General features: G+C 52.7%; 16 protein-coding genes. 7 read left to right on the forward strand and 9 right to left on the reverse strand.

What is annotated here, in order from left to right:
* Positions 1-2: 2 nt before the first annotated feature.
* Positions 3-1,346 (reverse strand): gluconate permease GntP, encoded by a 1,344-nt coding sequence (gntP, locus tag WN16_RS06590; protein WP_003033260.1) that lies wholly within the window; start codon positions 1,344-1,346, stop codon positions 3-5.
* Positions 1,347-1,605: 259 nt separating this feature from the next.
* Here gntP and uxuA point away from each other — a divergent pair, with 259 nt between their 5' ends.
* From uxuA to WN16_RS06615, 5 genes are all read left to right on the forward strand, one after another.
* Positions 1,606-2,790, forward strand: a complete 1,185-nt coding sequence (gene uxuA / locus WN16_RS06595) for a mannonate dehydratase (RefSeq protein ID WP_044699095.1) — start codon at positions 1,606-1,608, stop codon at positions 2,788-2,790.
* A gap of 78 nt (positions 2,791-2,868) precedes the next feature.
* Positions 2,869-4,344, forward strand: coding sequence for a fructuronate reductase (locus tag WN16_RS06600; protein WP_003837172.1), 1,476 nt, complete (start codon positions 2,869-2,871; stop codon positions 4,342-4,344).
* A 132-nt stretch (positions 4,345-4,476) separates the two neighbouring features.
* Positions 4,477-5,250: a Uxu operon transcriptional regulator gene (gene uxuR / locus WN16_RS06605; protein ID WP_003033268.1), complete on the forward strand. Its 774-nt coding sequence runs from the start codon at positions 4,477-4,479 to the stop codon at positions 5,248-5,250.
* Positions 5,251-5,898: 648 nt separating this feature from the next.
* Positions 5,899-6,102 carry a hypothetical protein gene (locus WN16_RS06610; RefSeq protein ID WP_008322159.1) on the forward strand — a complete coding sequence of 68 codons (204 nt, stop codon included), beginning with the start codon at positions 5,899-5,901 and terminating at the stop codon, positions 6,100-6,102.
* Between the two features lie 191 nt (positions 6,103-6,293).
* Positions 6,294-7,301 (forward strand): porin, encoded by a 1,008-nt coding sequence (locus WN16_RS06615; RefSeq protein WP_008322158.1) that lies wholly within the window; start codon positions 6,294-6,296, stop codon positions 7,299-7,301.
* Positions 7,302-7,399: 98 nt separating this feature from the next.
* Here the strand turns inward: WN16_RS06615 and WN16_RS24345 are convergent, their stop codons facing one another.
* The 5 genes from WN16_RS24345 to WN16_RS06635 form a co-directional block, all read right to left on the reverse strand.
* The gene (locus WN16_RS24345) at positions 7,400-7,567 is read right to left on the reverse strand and encodes a hypothetical protein (protein ID WP_155404706.1); all 168 of its coding nucleotides are present in this window, start codon (positions 7,565-7,567) and stop codon (positions 7,400-7,402) included.
* Positions 7,568-7,757: 190 nt separating this feature from the next.
* Entirely contained in the window at positions 7,758-8,945 is a 1,188-nt protein-coding gene (locus tag WN16_RS06620) for an MFS transporter (RefSeq protein WP_044699090.1), read from the reverse strand.
* Positions 8,946-9,042: 97 nt separating this feature from the next.
* Complete coding sequence (locus WN16_RS06625) at positions 9,043-9,507, reverse strand: GNAT family N-acetyltransferase (protein ID WP_003845592.1); 465 nt, start codon at positions 9,505-9,507, stop codon at positions 9,043-9,045.
* A 13-nt stretch (positions 9,508-9,520) separates the two neighbouring features.
* Positions 9,521-10,801, reverse strand: a complete 1,281-nt coding sequence (locus tag WN16_RS06630) for a DUF445 domain-containing protein (RefSeq protein WP_044699088.1) — start codon at positions 10,799-10,801, stop codon at positions 9,521-9,523.
* 75 nt (positions 10,802-10,876) lie between these two features.
* Positions 10,877-11,803, reverse strand: coding sequence for a LysR family transcriptional regulator (locus WN16_RS06635; RefSeq protein ID WP_005134122.1), 927 nt, complete (start codon positions 11,801-11,803; stop codon positions 10,877-10,879).
* A 219-nt stretch (positions 11,804-12,022) separates the two neighbouring features.
* On the opposite strand from WN16_RS06635, the gene WN16_RS06640 reads away from it, so the two are divergent.
* Positions 12,023-13,255 carry a dicarboxylate/amino acid:cation symporter gene (locus tag WN16_RS06640; RefSeq protein ID WP_044699083.1) on the forward strand — a complete coding sequence of 411 codons (1,233 nt, stop codon included), beginning with the start codon at positions 12,023-12,025 and terminating at the stop codon, positions 13,253-13,255.
* Between the two features lie 30 nt (positions 13,256-13,285).
* The gene (metC, locus tag WN16_RS06645; protein ID WP_044699080.1) at positions 13,286-14,476 is read left to right on the forward strand and encodes a cystathionine beta-lyase; all 1,191 of its coding nucleotides are present in this window, start codon (positions 13,286-13,288) and stop codon (positions 14,474-14,476) included.
* 80 nt (positions 14,477-14,556) lie between these two features.
* Here metC and mdtM read toward each other — a convergent pair whose 3' ends face one another.
* From mdtM to WN16_RS06660, 3 genes are all read right to left on the reverse strand, one after another.
* Positions 14,557-15,798: a multidrug efflux MFS transporter MdtM gene (gene mdtM / locus WN16_RS06650; RefSeq protein ID WP_044699078.1), complete on the reverse strand. Its 1,242-nt coding sequence runs from the start codon at positions 15,796-15,798 to the stop codon at positions 14,557-14,559.
* A gap of 325 nt (positions 15,799-16,123) precedes the next feature.
* A complete protein-coding gene (locus tag WN16_RS06655) occupies positions 16,124-16,774 on the reverse strand; it encodes a LysE family translocator (protein WP_003845599.1) in 651 nt (216 codons plus the stop codon).
* Positions 16,775-16,822: 48 nt separating this feature from the next.
* Positions 16,823-17,638 (reverse strand): AraC family transcriptional regulator, encoded by an 816-nt coding sequence (locus WN16_RS06660; protein ID WP_044699076.1) that lies wholly within the window; start codon positions 17,636-17,638, stop codon positions 16,823-16,825.
* Positions 17,639-17,767 lie beyond the last annotated feature (129 nt).

Here is a 17,767-nt window from a genome sequence, read left to right on the forward strand (position 1 = left end):
TGTTATGCAATCATGCTGATGATCAATACGATAATCAGGCCAACCACGGAGTTCACCAGCTCCAGCAGACCCCAGGTTTTCAGCGTATCCTTCACCGACAAGTCAAAGTAGCCTTTGAACAGCCAGAACGAGGCATCGTTGATATGGGTCAGGGTGTTGGAGCCCGCCGCCGTTGCCAGTACCAGTAACGCCGGATCGACGCCCACCAGTTGGCCGGTTGCCGGGTCGAGAATGGCGGCGCTAATAATCCCTGCAGCCGTCATGGCTGAGACTACGCCCTGACCCGTTGCCAGACGAATCAGCACGGTTATCAACCACGCCATGATGTACGGAGAGATATTGCCGTGTGACATCAGCATGCCGATGGTATCGCCAATGCCGGTATCAATAATGGTCTGCTTCAGTACGCCGCCCGCGCCGATGATCAGGATCACCATGGCGATGCTTTTCACGGCGTTTTCAAAGGCATTCATCACCCACTGCATGTCGTGACCACGCGCGGTACCAAACAGCACGAAGGCGACAACCATAGCGATAAACATTGCAATCGGTGAAGAGCCTAAGAAGTTGACCACTTCCCACGCCTGCGTCCCTTTCACCAACCAGATGTTGGCGATGGTGGTGGAGATCATGATGATCGCCGGGATCAGCGGCACCAGGATAGAAACACCGAAGGATGGCAGGTTATTCTGGTCAACCGGTACGTCGGCCTTCATGAATGACGGCGTTGGGCGATCGAGGTTGCCGAGGAACTTCGGCAGGATAAGCCCGGCGCAGATCACGCTCGGAATAGTCACCAGAATACCGTAGATGTAGACCATGCCCATGTCCGCGCCGTAGGCGTTAACCAGCGCCACCGGACCCGGCTGTGGTGGGAACAGCGAGTGGGCGGTGGTGGCGGCGGCTACGGCAGGAATCGCCAGCTTGAGGAACGGGATCTTCGCTTCTGCTGCAATGACGATCACCAGCGGCGCCAGCATAATAAATGCCACTTCATAGAACATCGCCAGGCCGAAGATCAGACCAATAATGATTACCGACAGCTGCACATAGCGCAGGCCGAGGCGCGCCAGCAGCGTATGGGCAATCTGATGCGCCGCCCCGGAATCAACCATCAGCTTACCGATGACCGCCCCGAATACCACGATAATCGCCAGTTCACCCAGCGTGCTGCCAAAGCCGGATTTCATGGTGTGCAGCAGCTCCATTAAATCCATACCCGCCAGCATACCGACCGAGAGCGCCGCCAGCAGCAGGGCGACCATCGAGTTTATTTTGAATCTTAGATTGAGCACCAGCATCAGACCGATGCCGAATACGACCCACAGAATATTGAGAACGTGCATATAACGTCTACCTTTATTGGTTGAACCATTATGATTTTGGTTGAGATGTTACATATATTGGTTAACCATTGATGCGATGAATGTCACATTGCGTTACATGTTTACATTCTTACTGAGCAACATGGCCGTAAAATGGCGATCTCAATAGAATAAATCGTGATTTGGTTAACCAATTTTAAGCTTCAGGTTGACATGTCATACCAAAAGGAGGAATTTATGTGCCATATCGTCGAGTCCATAACGTAACGAGGAATAAAACATGGAACAGACATGGCGCTGGTATGGTCCTAACGATCCGGTCACCTTAGCGGATGTACGTCAGGCGGGTGCCACAGGCGTTGTCACCGCCTTACACCATATCCCGAACGGGGAAGTGTGGACGGTTGATGAGATCCTAAAACGCAAAGCCATTATTGAGCAGGCGGGCCTGGTCTGGTCGGTCGTCGAAAGCGTGCCGATCCACGAAGACATTAAAACCCGTTCCGACAACTATCTGCAGTGGATCGCCAACTACCAGCAAAGCCTGCGTAACCTGGCTCAGTGCGGTATTCGTACCGTGTGCTACAACTTCATGCCGGTTCTCGACTGGACCCGTACCGACCTGGAATACGTTCTGCCGGACGGCTCCAAAGCGCTGCGTTTTGACCAGATTGAGTTTGCCGCCTTTGAGCTGCATATCCTCCAGCGTCCGGGCGCGGAAGCGGACTACACCGCCGAAGAGATTGCTCAGGCAAATGAACGCTTCGCCACCATGAGCGATGAAGACAAAGCGCGTCTGACCCGCAACATCATCGCCGGTCTGCCGGGTGCGGAAGAGGGCTACACCCTCGACCAGTTCCGCCAGCATCTTGCGCGCTACAAAGATATCGACAAAGCCGCGCTGCGTGAGAATTTCGCCGTCTTCCTGAAGGCGATTATTCCGGTGGCGGAAGAAGCTGGCGTACGCATGGCGGTACACCCGGACGATCCGCCGCGCCCGATCCTTGGCCTGCCGCGCATTGTTTCCACCGTGGAAGATATGCAGTGGATGGTCGATACGGTCAACAGCATGGCGAACGGTTTCACCATGTGCACCGGCTCCTATGGCGTGCGGGCGGACAACGATCTGGTCGACATGATCAAACAGTTTGGCCCACGCATTTACTTCACCCATCTGCGCTCCACGCTGCGTGAAGATAACCCGAAAACCTTCCATGAGGCGGCGCATCTTAATGGCGATGTCGACATGTACGAGGTGGTGAAAGCGATCGTTGAAGAAGAACAACGCCGTAAAGCCGAGGGTAAAGAGGATCTGATCCCGATGCGTCCGGACCATGGCCACCAGATGCTGGACGATCTGAAAAAGAAAACCAACCCAGGCTACTCCGCGATTGGTCGCCTGAAAGGGCTGGCGGAAGTGCGCGGCGTTGAGATGGCTATCCAGCGCGCTTTCTTCAGCCGCTAAAGCGAGTTGCCGGCCACCTGTCTGGCCGGCTTTTTCTTTTCTCATCCGTTGGCCTTTCAACGGGTTCTGGAGTTCACGATGACAACGACAATTGCCAATAGCGACCTGCCGGTTGCGCGCCCTGCATGGGACCGCTCGCGCTTGCAATCCCGCATTGTTCACCTGGGATGTGGCGCTTTTCACCGCGCGCATCAGGCGCTGTACACCCATCATTTGCTGGAAACCACTGACAGCGACTGGGGGATCTGTGAAGTTAACCTGATGCCGGGTAACGACTGCGTACTGATTGAAAATCTGCGCAAGCAGCAACTGCTGTATACCGTGGCGGAAAAAGGCGCGGACAACACCGTGCTGAAAGTGATCGGGTCAATGAAAGAAGCGCTGCACCCGGATCTTGACGGCTGTGACGGTATTTTACAGGCGATGGCGCGCCCGCAGACGGCAATTGTTTCGCTGACGGTCACCGAAAAAGGCTACTGCACCGATGCGGCCAGCGGTCAGTTAGATCTTAATAACCCGCTGATTAAACACGATCTGGCGAATCCGACCGCGCCGAAATCGGCGATTGGTTACATCGTACAAGCGCTGTACCTGCGCCGTGAGCAGGGGCTGGCGGCTTTTACCGTGATGTCCTGCGATAACGTGCGTGAAAATGGGCATGTGGCGAAAGTCGCAGTACTGGGGCTGGCGCAGGCGCGCGACCCGCAGCTGGCGCAGTGGATTGAAGCTAATGCGACTTTCCCGTGCACTATGGTCGACCGCATTGTTCCGGCGGCGACGCCGGAAACGTTGCAGGAGATTGCCGACCAGTTGGGCGTTTACGATCCATGTGCTATCGCCTGTGAGCCGTTCCGTCAGTGGGTAATTGAAGACAATTTTGTCAACGGTCGTCCTGACTGGGACAAGGTTGGCGCACAGTTCGTGGCCGACGTGGTGCCGTTTGAAATGATGAAACTGCGCATGCTCAACGGCAGCCACTCTTTCCTCGCATATCTGGGCTATCTCGGCGGCTATGAAACCATCGCCGATACCATGACCAATCCGGCGTACCGCAAAGCTGCGTTTGCGCTGATGATGCAGGAGCAGGCGCCGACGCTCTCGATGCCGGAAGGCACCGATCTCAACGCCTACGCGACACTGCTGATCGAGCGTTTCAGCAACCCGTCTCTGCGCCACCGTACCTGGCAGATTGCGATGGACGGCAGCCAGAAACTGCCGCAGCGCCTGCTGGATCCGGTGCGTCTGCACCTGCAAAATGCCAGCGGCTGGCGTCACCTGGCGCTGGGCGTGGCGGGCTGGATGCGCTACACCCACGGTGTGGATGAGCAAGGGCAGGCCATTGATGTTGTCGACCCTATGCTGGCTGAATTCCAGCACATTAACCAACAGTACCAGGGCGCCGAGCGCGTGACGGCGCTGCTGGGGCTGTCTGGCATTTTTGGTCATGACCTGGCGGAAAACGCCGGCTTTGTGGAGACCATTATCGCGACGTATCAACAGCTATGTGAACACGGCGCACGTGAGTGCGTTGCGGCATTAAGCGCTGACGCATAACTTCCGAACTATGACGGGTCAATCAAAATATTGGTTTGGTTGACCCGTTTTCTGTTTTTGCCTTCCCGCAAATGCTATAGTTCGATACCTATTCCCCGTATCTGATTACACGCATCTGACGGACATAACACGATGAAATCGAACACTTCTCAGCAAAGACCCTACCAGGAAGTGGGTGCCATGATCCGCGATCTGATTGTCCAGACGCCGTACCAGCCCGGTGAACGCTTGCCGCCAGAGCGTGAAATTGCCGAGATGCTCAATGTCACTCGCACGGTGGTTCGCGAAGCGTTAATCATGCTGGAAATTAAAGGCCTGGTGGACGTGCGCCGCGGAGCCGGGATCTACGTGCTCGACAATGCGGATGCGCAGACTATCGACAGTACGGATGCAAATCATTGCAATGATGCGGGCCCGTTTGAACTGTTGCAGGCGCGACAGCTGCTGGAAAGCAACATTGCCGAATTTGCCGCGCTGCAGGCTACCCGCGAAGATATCGTCAAAATGCGCCAGGCGTTGCAACTGGAAGAGCGGGAGCTGGCTTCCAGCGAGCCGAACGGTTCTGAAAGCGGCGACATGCAGTTCCATCTCGCCATAGCTGAAGCCACGCATAACAGCATGCTGGTGGAGCTGTTTCGCCAGTCATGGCAGTGGCGTGAGAACAACCCGATGTGGATCCAGCTCCATAGCCACCTCGACGATACCCACTACCGGAAAGAGTGGATGGGCGACCATAAACAGATCCTGGCTGCATTAATCAAAAAAGATGCCCGCGCGGCCAAGCTGGCCATGTGGCAGCATCTGGAAAACGTCAAACAGCGTCTGCTGGAGTTTTCAAATGTCGATGACATTGATTTTGATGGTTATCTGTTTGATTCCTGGCCGCTGGATAAAGTTAACGCCTGATTTCCCTTCCTCTCATACGCGGGCTATTGCGGCCCGCACCGCGTTTTCCGCATCCTCATTCATTGCCCGGCAGGGCCGCTTTTCACGTTCTGAAAGTCACGTAAAAAATTGTTTCCATCGCCTCGGATGAACATTTTTTCGTCCCCTTTGTGCGGTGCAAATTGATTTAAATCAATTAAAAACAACTTATTTTCGCATGCGAAAAAATGTGTCGTTTACCTTATTTTTACCTTTCCGTGCTTATTTTTAGACAAAATGGGTCTGGGTTAAGTGAGAATCAACGCGATCTCTGCAGTAATCAGGATAAGGTATACCGGCATAACTACACATAAAAACAAGCGGTTCGCGTAAATGTAGACATTAATAACGGTGCGTAACTTATTGGTCATAATGATGTTTTGAGTTGTGATATGTCTAATGTAAATTCCTCATGTTTTTTTAATCAAATGAATAAAAGCCAATATGCGTAAAGTTAACATTACACATTATTCCATAAACAAGTTATCTTTCATTTGAAATATCGTTCCATTCTTCATTGGTTTATTAACACTTTCATTACTATTATGACGGTATTTTACCGTTGACATGTTTTTACACTAACTGCATATTTCATCGCCATAAGCGTGTTATTACGTTCAGGAGTTGAAAATGCCATCTCGAGACTATCCCGATATTCGAAAACCCAGAGGGACCCGATCAAAAGATATGGTTCTTTTAAGTGCCCGTGTCGATACCTCTTTGTGGGAATATGTGCGAACGCTGGCATTTGAAACCCGTAAAAGTAAACAAGATATTATTGCTGAAGCATTAATGTTGCATCGCTCAGTTAATGAGAGTGAAAGTCTCGAGTAATTATCGCTGTCCGGTTTTGATTGAAAATCCAAAAATGAATTATGTCTTGCCACTTCATTATTACCTTCATTGGTATTTTTTTGGTGTGTTATTGGTATTGCCCCTTAATCCATAGGGGACTTTTTTATGCAGGTATTCTGCCTGCATAACAAAGTTGATAGCCAAATTCACAATTAAAAGTGAGTAATAACATGAAAAAGTCAGTAGTGGCATTAGCTGTAATGGCATTAGGGGTAACCTCCGTTCATGCAGCGGAAATTTATAATAAAGATGGCAACAAGCTGGATCTCTACGGCAAAGTAAAAGCAGCCCATTCCTGGACTGATGGTACTAATGCTGATGAAACCTACGCACGTCTGGGTTTTCGCGGTGAGACGCAAATCAACGATCAACTGACCGGTTACGGGCAATTTGAAAGTCAGTTTGATGCCGCTAAAGCAGAAGGTTCGCAGAATGGCGTTAATACACGTCTGGCGTTTGCTGGCCTGGATTATGGTCATGACGTCAGTTTTGACTATGGTCGTAACTATGGTATCGCTTACGATGTGGGAGCTTATACTGATACTCTCTCAGAGTTCGGCGGTGACTCCTTTGAAAATACTGACCGCTTCCTTACTACACGCACTTCTGGCGTTGCAACACTTCGCACCAAAAATCTGTTCGGTGCCGTTGATGGTCTGAATGTTGGCGCGCAATATCAGGGTCAGGACGATACCAATAAGGATCCGACGAAACAACACGGCAATGGCTACGGCTTCTCCCTGGGTTATGACAACATTGCGGATTCTGGCATATCTGCAATTGCGGCCTATACCAACAGTTCTGTGACTGCTCAGCAGAAACAAAAAGGTTGGAATGGCGAAAACGCAGAGTTCTGGGGCGCGGGTCTGAAATATGATGCTAATGCTATCTATGTAGCGACTATGTACGGAGAGTCCCACAACCTGATTCAGGATGCGGACAAAGCTGAGCACTTTGAAGCGATGGCCGCGTATGTGTTTGATTTTGGTCTGCGTCCAAACGTGGCTTACGTCCACGCGCGTGATAACAACAATAATGACCTGACCGAATACGTCGCGCTGGGTACAGACTACTACTTCAACAAAAACATCGTGGCTGATGTAGGTTATAAAATTAACCTGCTCGATGGTAAAGACAGCGATAACCAGGTTGCTGCGGGTCTGACCTATCAGTTCTAACTTTTTGTTCTGGTATGAAAAAGGCGTCCTGGTTAAGACGCCTTTTTTTATATCTGCCGGCGTTTAAACCGGCTGACTATCTTCCTGCTGTACACCGCTTAACAGCCATTGCCAGATGCCCATTGCCATAAAAATGTTGTTGATAACAGGAAGATAATAAACAATCCCAGTGCGCCAAACAGGCCAAAGTCTTTATAATCCTTTAGCGTGCCAATTAAATCCGCTAAAATAATCAACCCCAGTAATATTATTTTAAACCACGACATGTATTTTCCCGAAGATAGTGTTGATGTTGAATTAATATGTCCATTTTTACGCATTTTAAATTGAGTTTATAAATGAACGGACGGGAATTATAAATTGTCTGGTGGGTAATTACCGATTATTTGCGGTTTATTAAATGTTGACATTTAATTGCGGACTAATCCGAATATACCTTCTTTAGAAGGTTGCCGGTTATACCCTTTTTGGCGAGGCGAAACGCTGTTTGTATAATTGCGTGAGGCTGATAAGTGCCGCAATAAACAACGCGACGGCGCCGCACACCGTGGCGTTAACGATCGCCAGTGCGCCGCTTCCCAGCAGGCTGGTTAATAGCGGACCAAGTATTTGCCCAATGCCGTAAGTCAGAGTGACCAGGCCCAGCAGATTAATATTGCGCGGTACGCTAAGTTGTCGCGCAAGCGGCATCACCAGTGAAGTGGTTCCCATAAACGTTGCGCCAAAACCCATGCTGCTTATCACCAGCAGCGGCAAAGAGCCGCTGGCGAGCGTCATGAGCACGCAGGCGCTTTGAATCAACAAATTCGCCGTCAGGCATTGCAATACTCCCCAGCGTCGGGCGGCCCACAGCCAGGCGAAACACCCCGGAATTATCGATATGCCGACCAGCGACCAGAGATGGGCAGTCAACAGCGGCGAGCCGGCGCTTTTCGCCATTAGCGGCAGGTAGGTGGCGACAATGATGTAGCCAAATCCGGCCAGCCCGTACAGCAGCGCCAGCAGCCACCAGGACATAGGCTGATGCTCTGTTTTTACCGGGGCCGCGGCGGGGAGCACGTGGTCCCGAGATGGCAGGAGTATAACCAGTAGCACAAAGAACAGAGCCGAGGCTGCCGCCGCGCCCAGCCAGAGGGTGTGCGAGGACAGCGCAAAATGCAGACCGCTAATGACATATTCATTGCCCAGCAAAATGCCTGCGCCAACGCCGGAGAACAACGCCGCAATCACGAAGGGATGCCGGGTATGATACAGAACGATCATCGAGCCAAAGATCATCATACCGGCACTGGCGACGCCCGCCAGAAAGCGGATCAGCATCACCAGCGCGGGCTGTGTAAAGCTGGCCATCGCCAGAATCAGCCCTGCGGTAGCGAGCGCGGACGTTAGCAACATCGGACGTAAGCGTGAGGGGAGATGAAAGAGCCCAAAGGAGAAGAGCAGGCTTCCCGCCAGATACCCGGCGTAGTTGGCGCTGGCAATCCACGAGAGTTGGTCAAACGTAAATTGACCTTCCGACAGCAGCACCGGCAGCATTGGCGTATACAGAAAGCGTCCAATCCCCATGCCCAGCGTTAAGACCAGCATGCCAAAGAGCGCGACACTGATGGCATGGCGATTTGAATCTGGGCTTCCCTGGGACATACGGACTCTCATTTCGCGCTGTTAGCTGATGATTGTTATATTACATGCGTAAATGATAATGAAAAGTAAAAATAAAACCGCGTAACGCTGAATGCCATCAAAGGTTACGGCTGTAGACCCGCGAGACTTCCCCCCACGGATGATAGCCCGGCCCGTTAAAGTAAAACCCTGCTTTCTCGTATAAACCTTCCAGGTCAGTACACAGATGGAGCTGCGTAAAACCCAGCTGTCTGGCCTGCTGTGCAATATGTTCGATCAAGCGAAACGCCAGGCCGTGACCACGATAGCGAGGATCGATATAGAGCGCGCATAGCCACGGCCACAGTTCGCCGCGACTAATAAAATCATTGGTGATCAATCCAGCACAGCCAACAATGCTGCCACCATCCTGTAGCCAGTACCACTGCGGTAGCGGGTTCTTTGCGCCAATACAACGGCGCAATGCATCCTCGTATACCGCCATGGAGTCTTCTGAGGCCCATTGCTGCTGAAAGTAAGCGGTGATCTCGTGCAGCTTTTCTGGCGTCTCGCGCAGGGAAAAAATGCGGATGTTCATCGTCATTGAATCTTTCTCCTTAAAAATTCGCCAGCGTCAGCAGGGACGGAATTTGCGACAACAGATATAACACCAGCCCGATTGAACCGCCAACCAACGTGCCGTTGACGCGAATAAACTGCAAATCTTTACCGATGTTTAACTCAATTTGCTGCGACATATCGCGTGCATCCCAACTTTTCACCGTGTCGCTAATATGGCGCGTCAGGAAGGTGGCGAACTCTGGCGCTACCTTATGCGCGGCCTGCTCCAGATGCCCATTCAGTGAGGCACGCAGGGCGCTGTCGGCTACCAGCGTTTCGCCGAACCACTGCCCGGCGCTGGCGATGCGCTGCTTCACGCGGGAATCATCTGCGTTAATGTCGGTTTTCACCCACTGACGCAGGTCTGCCCACAGCTCGCCAAGATAACGGTTGAAGGCTTCATCTTCCTTCAGATAGCTTTTCATGCTTTCGGCCCGCGCGGCCATTTCCGGATCGTGTTTGAGCTTATCGATGAGCTTAAATGTAGCGCGATCGAAGGCATGGCGGATCTGATGCGCGCGATCGTGGCTGATGTCATCCAGCAAGGAGTTAACGGCATCAGACACCAGCTCGGCGCTGTGCTCGCCCAGCCATTCGGTTGGCAGGATCTTCGCTTTCAGCGGATGTTCGGTTTCCAGCCAGTGCACTACTTGTCTGGCGATAAACGCTCGCGAGCTGTCGCGCTGTAGCAGGGCGATCAGTTGGGCGATCAGCGTATCGAGCAGCACCTGATGGCGATTGTTTTTGGTCATGCTTTCCAGCATCAGCGCGCTGGTTCCGGAGAGATCGACCTTGTCGATGGCCTTGTGCACCGCCCGCTTGATCAGCCGCTGAATGCGCGAGTCGTCGGTCAGTTCGAGAAAACCGCTCATGATCTGCAACAGATGCTGGCCGATGCGCTGGGCGTTTTCCGGCTGGCTGAACCAGTTGCCGATCAACAAAGCCGGTTCATGGCGGCGGATCAGGGCTATCAGCGACTGGGTATCGAGGAATTTCTCTTGTACAAACTGACCAAGATTTTCGCCGATCCGATCCTTATTGCGCGGGATAATAGCCGTGTGTTGCGAGATAAACGGGATCGGCACCCGGCGAAAAAGCGCCACCACGGCAAACCAGTCCGCCAGCGCGCCGACCATCGCCGCTTCGGCGATTGCTTTGATCCCGAGTACCCAGAAGTTGGGTGGCAGAAATAGCGTGATGACGAAGGTCGCGGCAGCGATCAGCAGCAATGAGAGCGCCAGTCGCTTGGCACGTTTGAGTTCAGCAATTTTATTCATAGGCTTAAGGATAGAGCCAGACGGGGGGATCGCGCAAAAAATGTGGTGCGCCTCCCATTTTCAGGTGGGCTGGGTTTACTCCGGGATCCAGTTATCCCACGCCGGTAAGGGACCAAGTTCTGCGACCAGAAAATCGATAAACGATCGCACCTTCGGATTGCTGTACTTGCTGGGAAAGTACAGCGCATACAGGGCATGAGTTTCACAGGTGATGGTGCCGTCGAGCATCAGCGGCGTGATCTCCTCTTTTTGAATATGATCGCCAATCAAATAAGTGGGCAAATATGCCACCCCCTGATCTTCTAACACCGACTTCAACAGCACCAGACTGCTGTTGGCCTGGATCGGCATATGTAGTTTCAACTGATGCAGTCGATCCTGTTCATCTGCCACCTTCAGTACCGGCGTGAGGCCCGGGTAAACCAGGCAATCATGATCTACCAGATCGCTGCGACGCTGGGGCATGCCTTTTTTGGCGAGGTAGCCGGGTGAGGCACAGTACGCCCAGCGAACGGGCACCAGCTTGCGCATCGCATAGTTTTGCGGCGGCGCGGTGGAAATTCGCAGGGCAATGTCGAAATCCGTTTCGTTCAGATTGACGAAGTTATCGTTGAGATCGATATACAGATTCACATCCGGGAACTGGGAGCGGTATTTATCCACCAGGTTCACCAGCCGGGAATAACCAAACGCAATTGAGCAGGTTATACGTAATTCACCCTGCGGGTTATGGTAATAACCGGAAGTAGTGTTCAGCGTTTCATCGAATTCTTTCAACAGCTTGTTAGCGCGATTAAAGAGATATTGCCCGGCGTCGGTCAGGGTAATACTGCGGGTGGTGCGTTTAATTAATGTCGTGCCTAACGTATCTTCCATCGCTGCCAGGCTTTTGCTGACCGCAGACGGCGAGACGTTGAGCTGCGCCGCGGCTTCTGACAATCCTCCGCAGTCGACGATTTTAGTAAAAAACTCCAGATGCTTGAGTGAAATCGGCGTACTCATAGTTTCCTTTAATTCACAAGTGATTTGCAAAAACGGTACGAATAGGCCGTTACATTCGCCTTTTAAACATGCAACTATTGAATCACAGGAAACAACTTGCTGGCAAAATGAAAAAATAACAACTTAGGTGAGTTACGTCACAAATTAAAAGGAGGCGAAACGGAAACTCATCACATTGTGAATTTAATCTCATTAATTATTATTCTAAAGGTACCGATTATGTGGTCACGACTCGAACCCTACAGATCGTCGATTATTTTATTAGTTGCTCTGGTGATTGGCGGCTTATTAGGCATTTATGCCCCATCGTTTGCAAGTAAACTCCAGCCAATAGGTCAGATATTCTTAAACCTGTTATTTATGATTATTGTGCCGCTGGTGGGGATCAGCGTCATGTCTTCGATCACCAGTATGACCGACCTGAAAAGGTTGGGGCGTATTATGGCGATTATCTTTATTGTTTCGATCGCGATGGCCTTTATTCCGGCGGCAGGGATCGTCGCGCTGGCGCTCTGGTATAACCCGGCGCAGGGCGTCACTATCGATCTCTCGCAGTCGGTGCAGGCGGGCAGCGGCAAGATGGATTTTGTCAGCATGATCACCACCAGCGACTTTATTGGGCTGTTCTCTAAGTCCAATATTCTGGCACTGATCGTGATGGCGATCATCGCCGGTGTGGCGATTGGCCAGTCGGATCAGGCCGGTAAACGCATTGCGTCGCTGCTGGAAGACGCCAATACCGTGATCATGAAGATCGTTTCGATCATTATGAAGGTCGCGCCGATTGGTCTGGGCTGCTACTTCGCCGCCACCATGGCCAGTCAGGACTCTGCACTACTGTTAACCTTTGCCCGTGCCATCGGCCTGTTTATGGTTGCCACGCTGGTCTATTTTGTTTTTGGCTCGATTCTCTATTCGTATATTGGCGGCGGTATTCCGGCGGTCAAAGCCTTCTGGCGTAACGCGATTGAACCGTCTGCAACTGCGCTGGGGACCTGCTCTTCGCTGGGGACGCTCCCGGTGACGCTGCGTGCCGGTAAGGCGATGGGGATTAACCCGGAAATCGTTGATGTTTCCATTCCGCTGCTGGTTAACCTGAACAAAGGCGGTGTGGCGATGATTGCCGCGCTGAAAATCGTCTTTATCTATTCCGTGCTGGGTATGGAATTCACCACCGAAACCTTCTTCCTGACGATGCTGATTGCGGTGCTCTCCGCCATTATCGTTGGTGGCGTGCCGGGCGGGGCGTTCCTCGGTGAAATCTTTATCGTCACCACGCTGGGCCTGCCGATGGAGGCAATCCCGATGCTGGTGGTGCTGGGCACCATTACCGATGCGCCGGCCACACTGATTAACGTTATCCATGATTTGAATGCGGCGCAGATTGTTGAACGGTTCGCTGGAAAAAAGCAGACCAACACTGAAATAAACTCTACTGCTGCGGTGGTATAGGTTTCACACGGATTAAGAACAGGAGATGTTATGAAAGACGCAATGAAGCTTGAGACGCAACTGGTTGTTGCTGGTCGTGACAAACGCTACACCCAGGGAGCGGTGAATCCGGTTATCCAACGTGCCTCTTCACTGGTATTTGATACCGTGAAGGACAAGAAATTTGCCACCGTCAATCGCGCAAACGGTGAGCTGTTTTACGGTCGTCGCGGAACCTATACCCACTTTGCCTTCCAGAAGGCAATGAGCGAACTGGAAGGCGGCGTTGGCTGCGCGCTGTACCCATGTGGTGCTGCGGCGGTGACCAATGCGATTCTGGCGTTTGTTCAGGGTGGCGATCATATCCTGATGACCGGCGCGGCCTACGAGCCAACCCAGGATTTTTGCAATAAGATCCTGAGTAAATTCAATGTGGAAACAACGTATTACGATCCGCTGATTGGTGCAGGTATCGTCGATCTTCTGCGTCCGGAAACGAAGGTTGTATTCCTTGAGTCACCAAGTTCTATCACTATGGAAGTCCAGGACGTGCCGGGGATGGTGAAGGCTATCCGCGCGGTGAATCCGGAGATTGTCATTATGATCGACAACACCTGGGCGGCGGGTGTGCTGTTCAAAGCGCTGGATTATGGCGTGGATATTTCCATTCAGGCGGGAACGAAGTACACCATCGGTCATTCGGACGGCATGCTGGGCACGGCGGTATCTAACGCTCGTTGTTGGGATCGTCTGCGCGAGAACTCCTACCTGATGGGGCAAACGCTGGATGCCGATACCGCCTACAACGGCAGCCGCGGATTGCGCACCCTGGCGGTACGCCTTAAGCAGCATCAGGAGAGCAGTATCCATATTGCTCGCTGGCTGTCGGCAAGACCGGAAGTGGCGCGGGTGAACCATCCGGCGTTACCGGAATGTCCGGGCCATGAGTATTTTCAGCGTGATTTTACCGGAAGCTCAGGTCTGTTCTCATTTGTGCTGAAAAAGAGACTCACCGACGAACAGATGGCGAATTTCCTCGATAATTTCTCGCTGTTCCATATGGCCTATTCGTGGGGTGGATTTGAGTCGCTCATTCTGGCGAACCAGCCGGAAGAGCTGAACAGCATCCGCCCGGCTGGAGAGGTGGATTTCAGCGGCACGCTGGTCAGGGTGCATATTGGCCTGGAGGATATTGGCGACCTGATTGCCGATCTCGAAGCGGGATTTGCACGCATTGCGTAAGGTGATGTGAGCGTAGCCGGATGCGGCGCAAGCGCCTTATCCGGCCTACGTAGTTGTCGTAGGCCGGATAAGCGGGCAGGTTAGTTTTCAGTGACTAACGTCGTTGCCTCATGTTGGCGTACCCGTTTGAGTAAGCCTGCCAGCGTGAACACGACAGCGAGCCCCGCCGCAACCGCCAGCAGATGAAACGAAATCCTGCCACCGTTAAACCATAGCCAGCGTCCAATTTCGACAGAAACCGCCATCACCGTCAGGATCACCATATTCAGCGATGCCGAGACCGTTCCTTTAGGTAAGTTGTTGGAAAAAAGCGTAAAGCGGAACAGCGTCGGGAAGATCATCCCAATACCAAACGCATACAGGCTGGTTCCCAGCACCGACCACAGCCAGACGTGCGGCCACAGCAAATTACCCGCGATCAGCACCGCTAACCCGCTCAGTTGAACAGGCACGGCGCGCCAGATAAAACTGGGTTGGGTTGGATCCTTCACAAAACGCACCACCACCATATTGGCGACGATCACCGCGCCAAATACCGGCGCCTGCGCCCAGGCAAACTGTGATGTGGTCATGCCGCCCGCATCAATCAGGATCACCGGCGAGACCGCCACCCAGCTCATCATCGGGATATAGCTTAGCGATAGCGTGGCTGCGCCAAACAGGAATACCCGGTTGCGGAAAACGTCGCGGAAATCACGCAGTACGCCGCGTGCGCTGAACGGCACCGCGCCGCGCTGGACGGTTTCCGGCATGGCTAACGCTAGCCCAATCAGGGCGATAAGCCCCATGACGGCGATAATGGCAAACAGGATCTTCCAGTGTACAAAGTGCATTAGCGCTGCTCCGGAGAGCGGGCCGATAACCGGTGCAACCAACACAATGGAAGTGATTATCGCCATTAACTTAATGGCCTTCGTTTGCCCAAACGCCTCCTGTACCGTGACATAGCCAACGGTCGCGATAAAGCAAATGCTGGTGCCCTGCACAAATCGGGCGATCAGAAATTGCGTCATTGAAGTAGTAAACAGCGTGGCAGCGCAGGCGAGGGTAAAGATTAATGCCCCCGCAATCAGCACCGGTCGACGGCCAATCCGGTCGGAAAGTGGCCCCAACAGCCATTGCAGCGCCATGCCGCCTGCCAGATAGAGGCTCACCGCAGCGGGCGCCAGGCTGACGTCGGCGTTGAAATCGCGTACGACATTAATGATGCCGGGCTGAATCAAGTCCGTCGACAGATAGGCGGCGAAATCATACAAAATCAACGCAATAGGAAAAAATAGCGTCGTGGCGCGTTGGGAGAAAAACGCGAGAATCCGTTGCATAAAACAGCTCCTTGTCGGGAGAAAACCCTCAACGGGAATAGCGAAATTCAATACCGTCTTTGAGACGTCAGGCCGATGACAGAATAAAAGCAGACTGCAAATGTACTGAATTTCATGTAATCAAAAACTCTGCCTGCGTGAAGCGCAAACAGGAGAAACGCTCACTAACGCGGGGTCAGAAAACGTAACGATTACAGGTAACAATCAGCACATCGCACCTCAGGAAGAGTAAGTTGAACGGGTAATAACCATCCGCAGTGTAATGCGGATTGGATATTAATTAAACGAGTTTATCCTGTTTATGTGTAGAAAATCGCACCGCAAATCAGACTACGATGCTCTGCAAAAACCGCAGCGCGATAGCACAGCCGAAGATAATCAATACACCGCCAGCGATACGCTCTACCCACAAGATCCCTCTGGTTAACCGCCGCTGGATCTGCGGTAAACCGATGAACATCACGATCAGCAGATCCCAGCACAGCACCACGCTGGTCATCCAGATCCCGCTCATGGTTTGTTGTAGCAGCGTCACCGACGGGCCGAGCAGGGCGGTCATTAGCGCCAGATAGAACAGTGCATTTTTTGGGTTAAGCAGTGACGAACCCAATCCCAGCAGCAGCTGTTTACCAAATCCTGGACAGGTAGACCGGGCATCTGCTCCGGTCAGAGTTTGCGGGCGACTGCGTATTAGCAGGCTGCCTATCCACAATAAATAGAGCGCGCCCAGCAGCTCAATAATGGTAAACAGCAGGGGAAGCTGGCGCAGGATCCCCCAACCGATAATTGCCAGCAGGATATATAGCCCATTGCCGACGGCGATACCCACGCACAGCCCGGTGCTGCCGCGCATCCGGTATCGTACGGCATAACCGACCAGTAAAAAGAAGTCCGGACCGGGGCTGAGTAGTGCGACAAAATGTGCCAGCGCCAGCGCGGGAAAAGCAGACGGAAAAAGTACAGAAAGCAGCGACATAGCGACCTCAGACAATGAATCTGAGATCACCGTACGCCTGACGCAGCGCTAATTATTGTCTGTTATTGATCGCCCCAACGCGTACTGGCGCGGTGTGGCGGCGGTGTAGCGAACAAAGGTGCGATGGAAATGGCTCTGGTCGGCAAACCCGCTCTGATAGCCGACATCGGCAATTTCGTCCCCGGCCCGCAGCAGCTGGCGGGCATAGTCAATCCGAATGATGTTCAGATAGCTTCCAGGCGTCAGCCCGGTGTCCTGCTTAAAGGTACGGATCAGCGTTTCTTTACGCATGTGACACTCATGTGCCAGCTCATCGAGTGAGGGCGGCGTGAGCAGGCTGGACTGCAACCGTTCGCGCAGATACTGGCTGGTGGCGCTTAGGTTGTCTTGTGTGACCGACTGCAATGGCAGCGAACGCAGCAATGCTTGCGCGGCATCCGTTACCCGCGTCGTTTGCCGTTGCTGCATAAGTGCCACGAGGTTTACATAGTGCTGGAACAATTGCCGATCGCGGATAACGGGATCGCGCGTGCAAAGCCGCTGATTGTTGTTCTGCGCAGGCAGATGGGCAAGGCACCACCGGGCATCAAGATAAAGCATGTGATAGCTGCGAAACTGTCCGTTAACAGGATTACAGCTGTGAGGTGCCAGAGGCGGGATCACAATCAGATCGCCCACCTGCAGATGGTATTCCTTGCCATCGCACAGGCAGCACGTTTCCCCCTCGAGAATTGCTCCAATCGAGAGCTGAGAGTGGTGATGCCGCTTATAGACCTGCTGGCTTTGCCTGGTGCTGCGCAGTTCCAGCCACGGGAGCTGTTCATCACGCCAGAACGATTGTGGAATATCCCGGGTGTGCGTCACATCGCCTCCTCCCTGAAAGTAATGATTCGTTATAGCACAGGCCGAGTGGTGAAAAAGCGGGAATGTGCATTGAGGTCGTGATTCTGCGTGACGGGTTCCAGACAAATGCAGACGTTACATAGGGACGTT

Origin of the sequence: Citrobacter sp. ABFQG (assembly GCF_004322975.1) — a bacterium.
Taxonomy (GTDB): Bacteria; Pseudomonadota; Gammaproteobacteria; order Enterobacterales; family Enterobacteriaceae; genus Citrobacter; species Citrobacter freundii.

What these genes read in the sequence shown, in the direction of transcription:
- gntP (WP_003033260.1), bottom strand. Translation starts at nt 1,346, where the DNA reads ATGCACGTTCTCAATATTCTGTGGGTCGTATTCGGCATCGGTCTGATG.
- uxuA (WP_044699095.1), top strand. Translation starts at nt 1,606, where the DNA reads ATGGAACAGACATGGCGCTGGTATGGTCCTAACGATCCGGTCACCTTA.
- WN16_RS06600 (WP_003837172.1), top strand. Translation starts at nt 2,869, where the DNA reads ATGACAACGACAATTGCCAATAGCGACCTGCCGGTTGCGCGCCCTGCA.
- uxuR (WP_003033268.1), top strand. Translation starts at nt 4,477, where the DNA reads ATGAAATCGAACACTTCTCAGCAAAGACCCTACCAGGAAGTGGGTGCC.
- WN16_RS06610 (WP_008322159.1), top strand. Translation starts at nt 5,899, where the DNA reads ATGCCATCTCGAGACTATCCCGATATTCGAAAACCCAGAGGGACCCGA.
- WN16_RS06615 (WP_008322158.1), top strand. Translation starts at nt 6,294, where the DNA reads ATGAAAAAGTCAGTAGTGGCATTAGCTGTAATGGCATTAGGGGTAACC.
- WN16_RS24345 (WP_155404706.1), bottom strand. Translation starts at nt 7,567, where the DNA reads ATGTCGTGGTTTAAAATAATATTACTGGGGTTGATTATTTTAGCGGAT.
- WN16_RS06620 (WP_044699090.1), bottom strand. Translation starts at nt 8,945, where the DNA reads ATGTCCCAGGGAAGCCCAGATTCAAATCGCCATGCCATCAGTGTCGCG.
- WN16_RS06625 (WP_003845592.1), bottom strand. Translation starts at nt 9,507, where the DNA reads ATGACGATGAACATCCGCATTTTTTCCCTGCGCGAGACGCCAGAAAAG.
- WN16_RS06630 (WP_044699088.1), bottom strand. Translation starts at nt 10,801, where the DNA reads ATGAATAAAATTGCTGAACTCAAACGTGCCAAGCGACTGGCGCTCTCA.
- WN16_RS06635 (WP_005134122.1), bottom strand. Translation starts at nt 11,803, where the DNA reads ATGAGTACGCCGATTTCACTCAAGCATCTGGAGTTTTTTACTAAAATC.
- WN16_RS06640 (WP_044699083.1), top strand. Translation starts at nt 12,023, where the DNA reads ATGTGGTCACGACTCGAACCCTACAGATCGTCGATTATTTTATTAGTT.
- metC (WP_044699080.1), top strand. Translation starts at nt 13,286, where the DNA reads ATGAAAGACGCAATGAAGCTTGAGACGCAACTGGTTGTTGCTGGTCGT.
- mdtM (WP_044699078.1), bottom strand. Translation starts at nt 15,798, where the DNA reads ATGCAACGGATTCTCGCGTTTTTCTCCCAACGCGCCACGACGCTATTT.
- WN16_RS06655 (WP_003845599.1), bottom strand. Translation starts at nt 16,774, where the DNA reads ATGTCGCTGCTTTCTGTACTTTTTCCGTCTGCTTTTCCCGCGCTGGCG.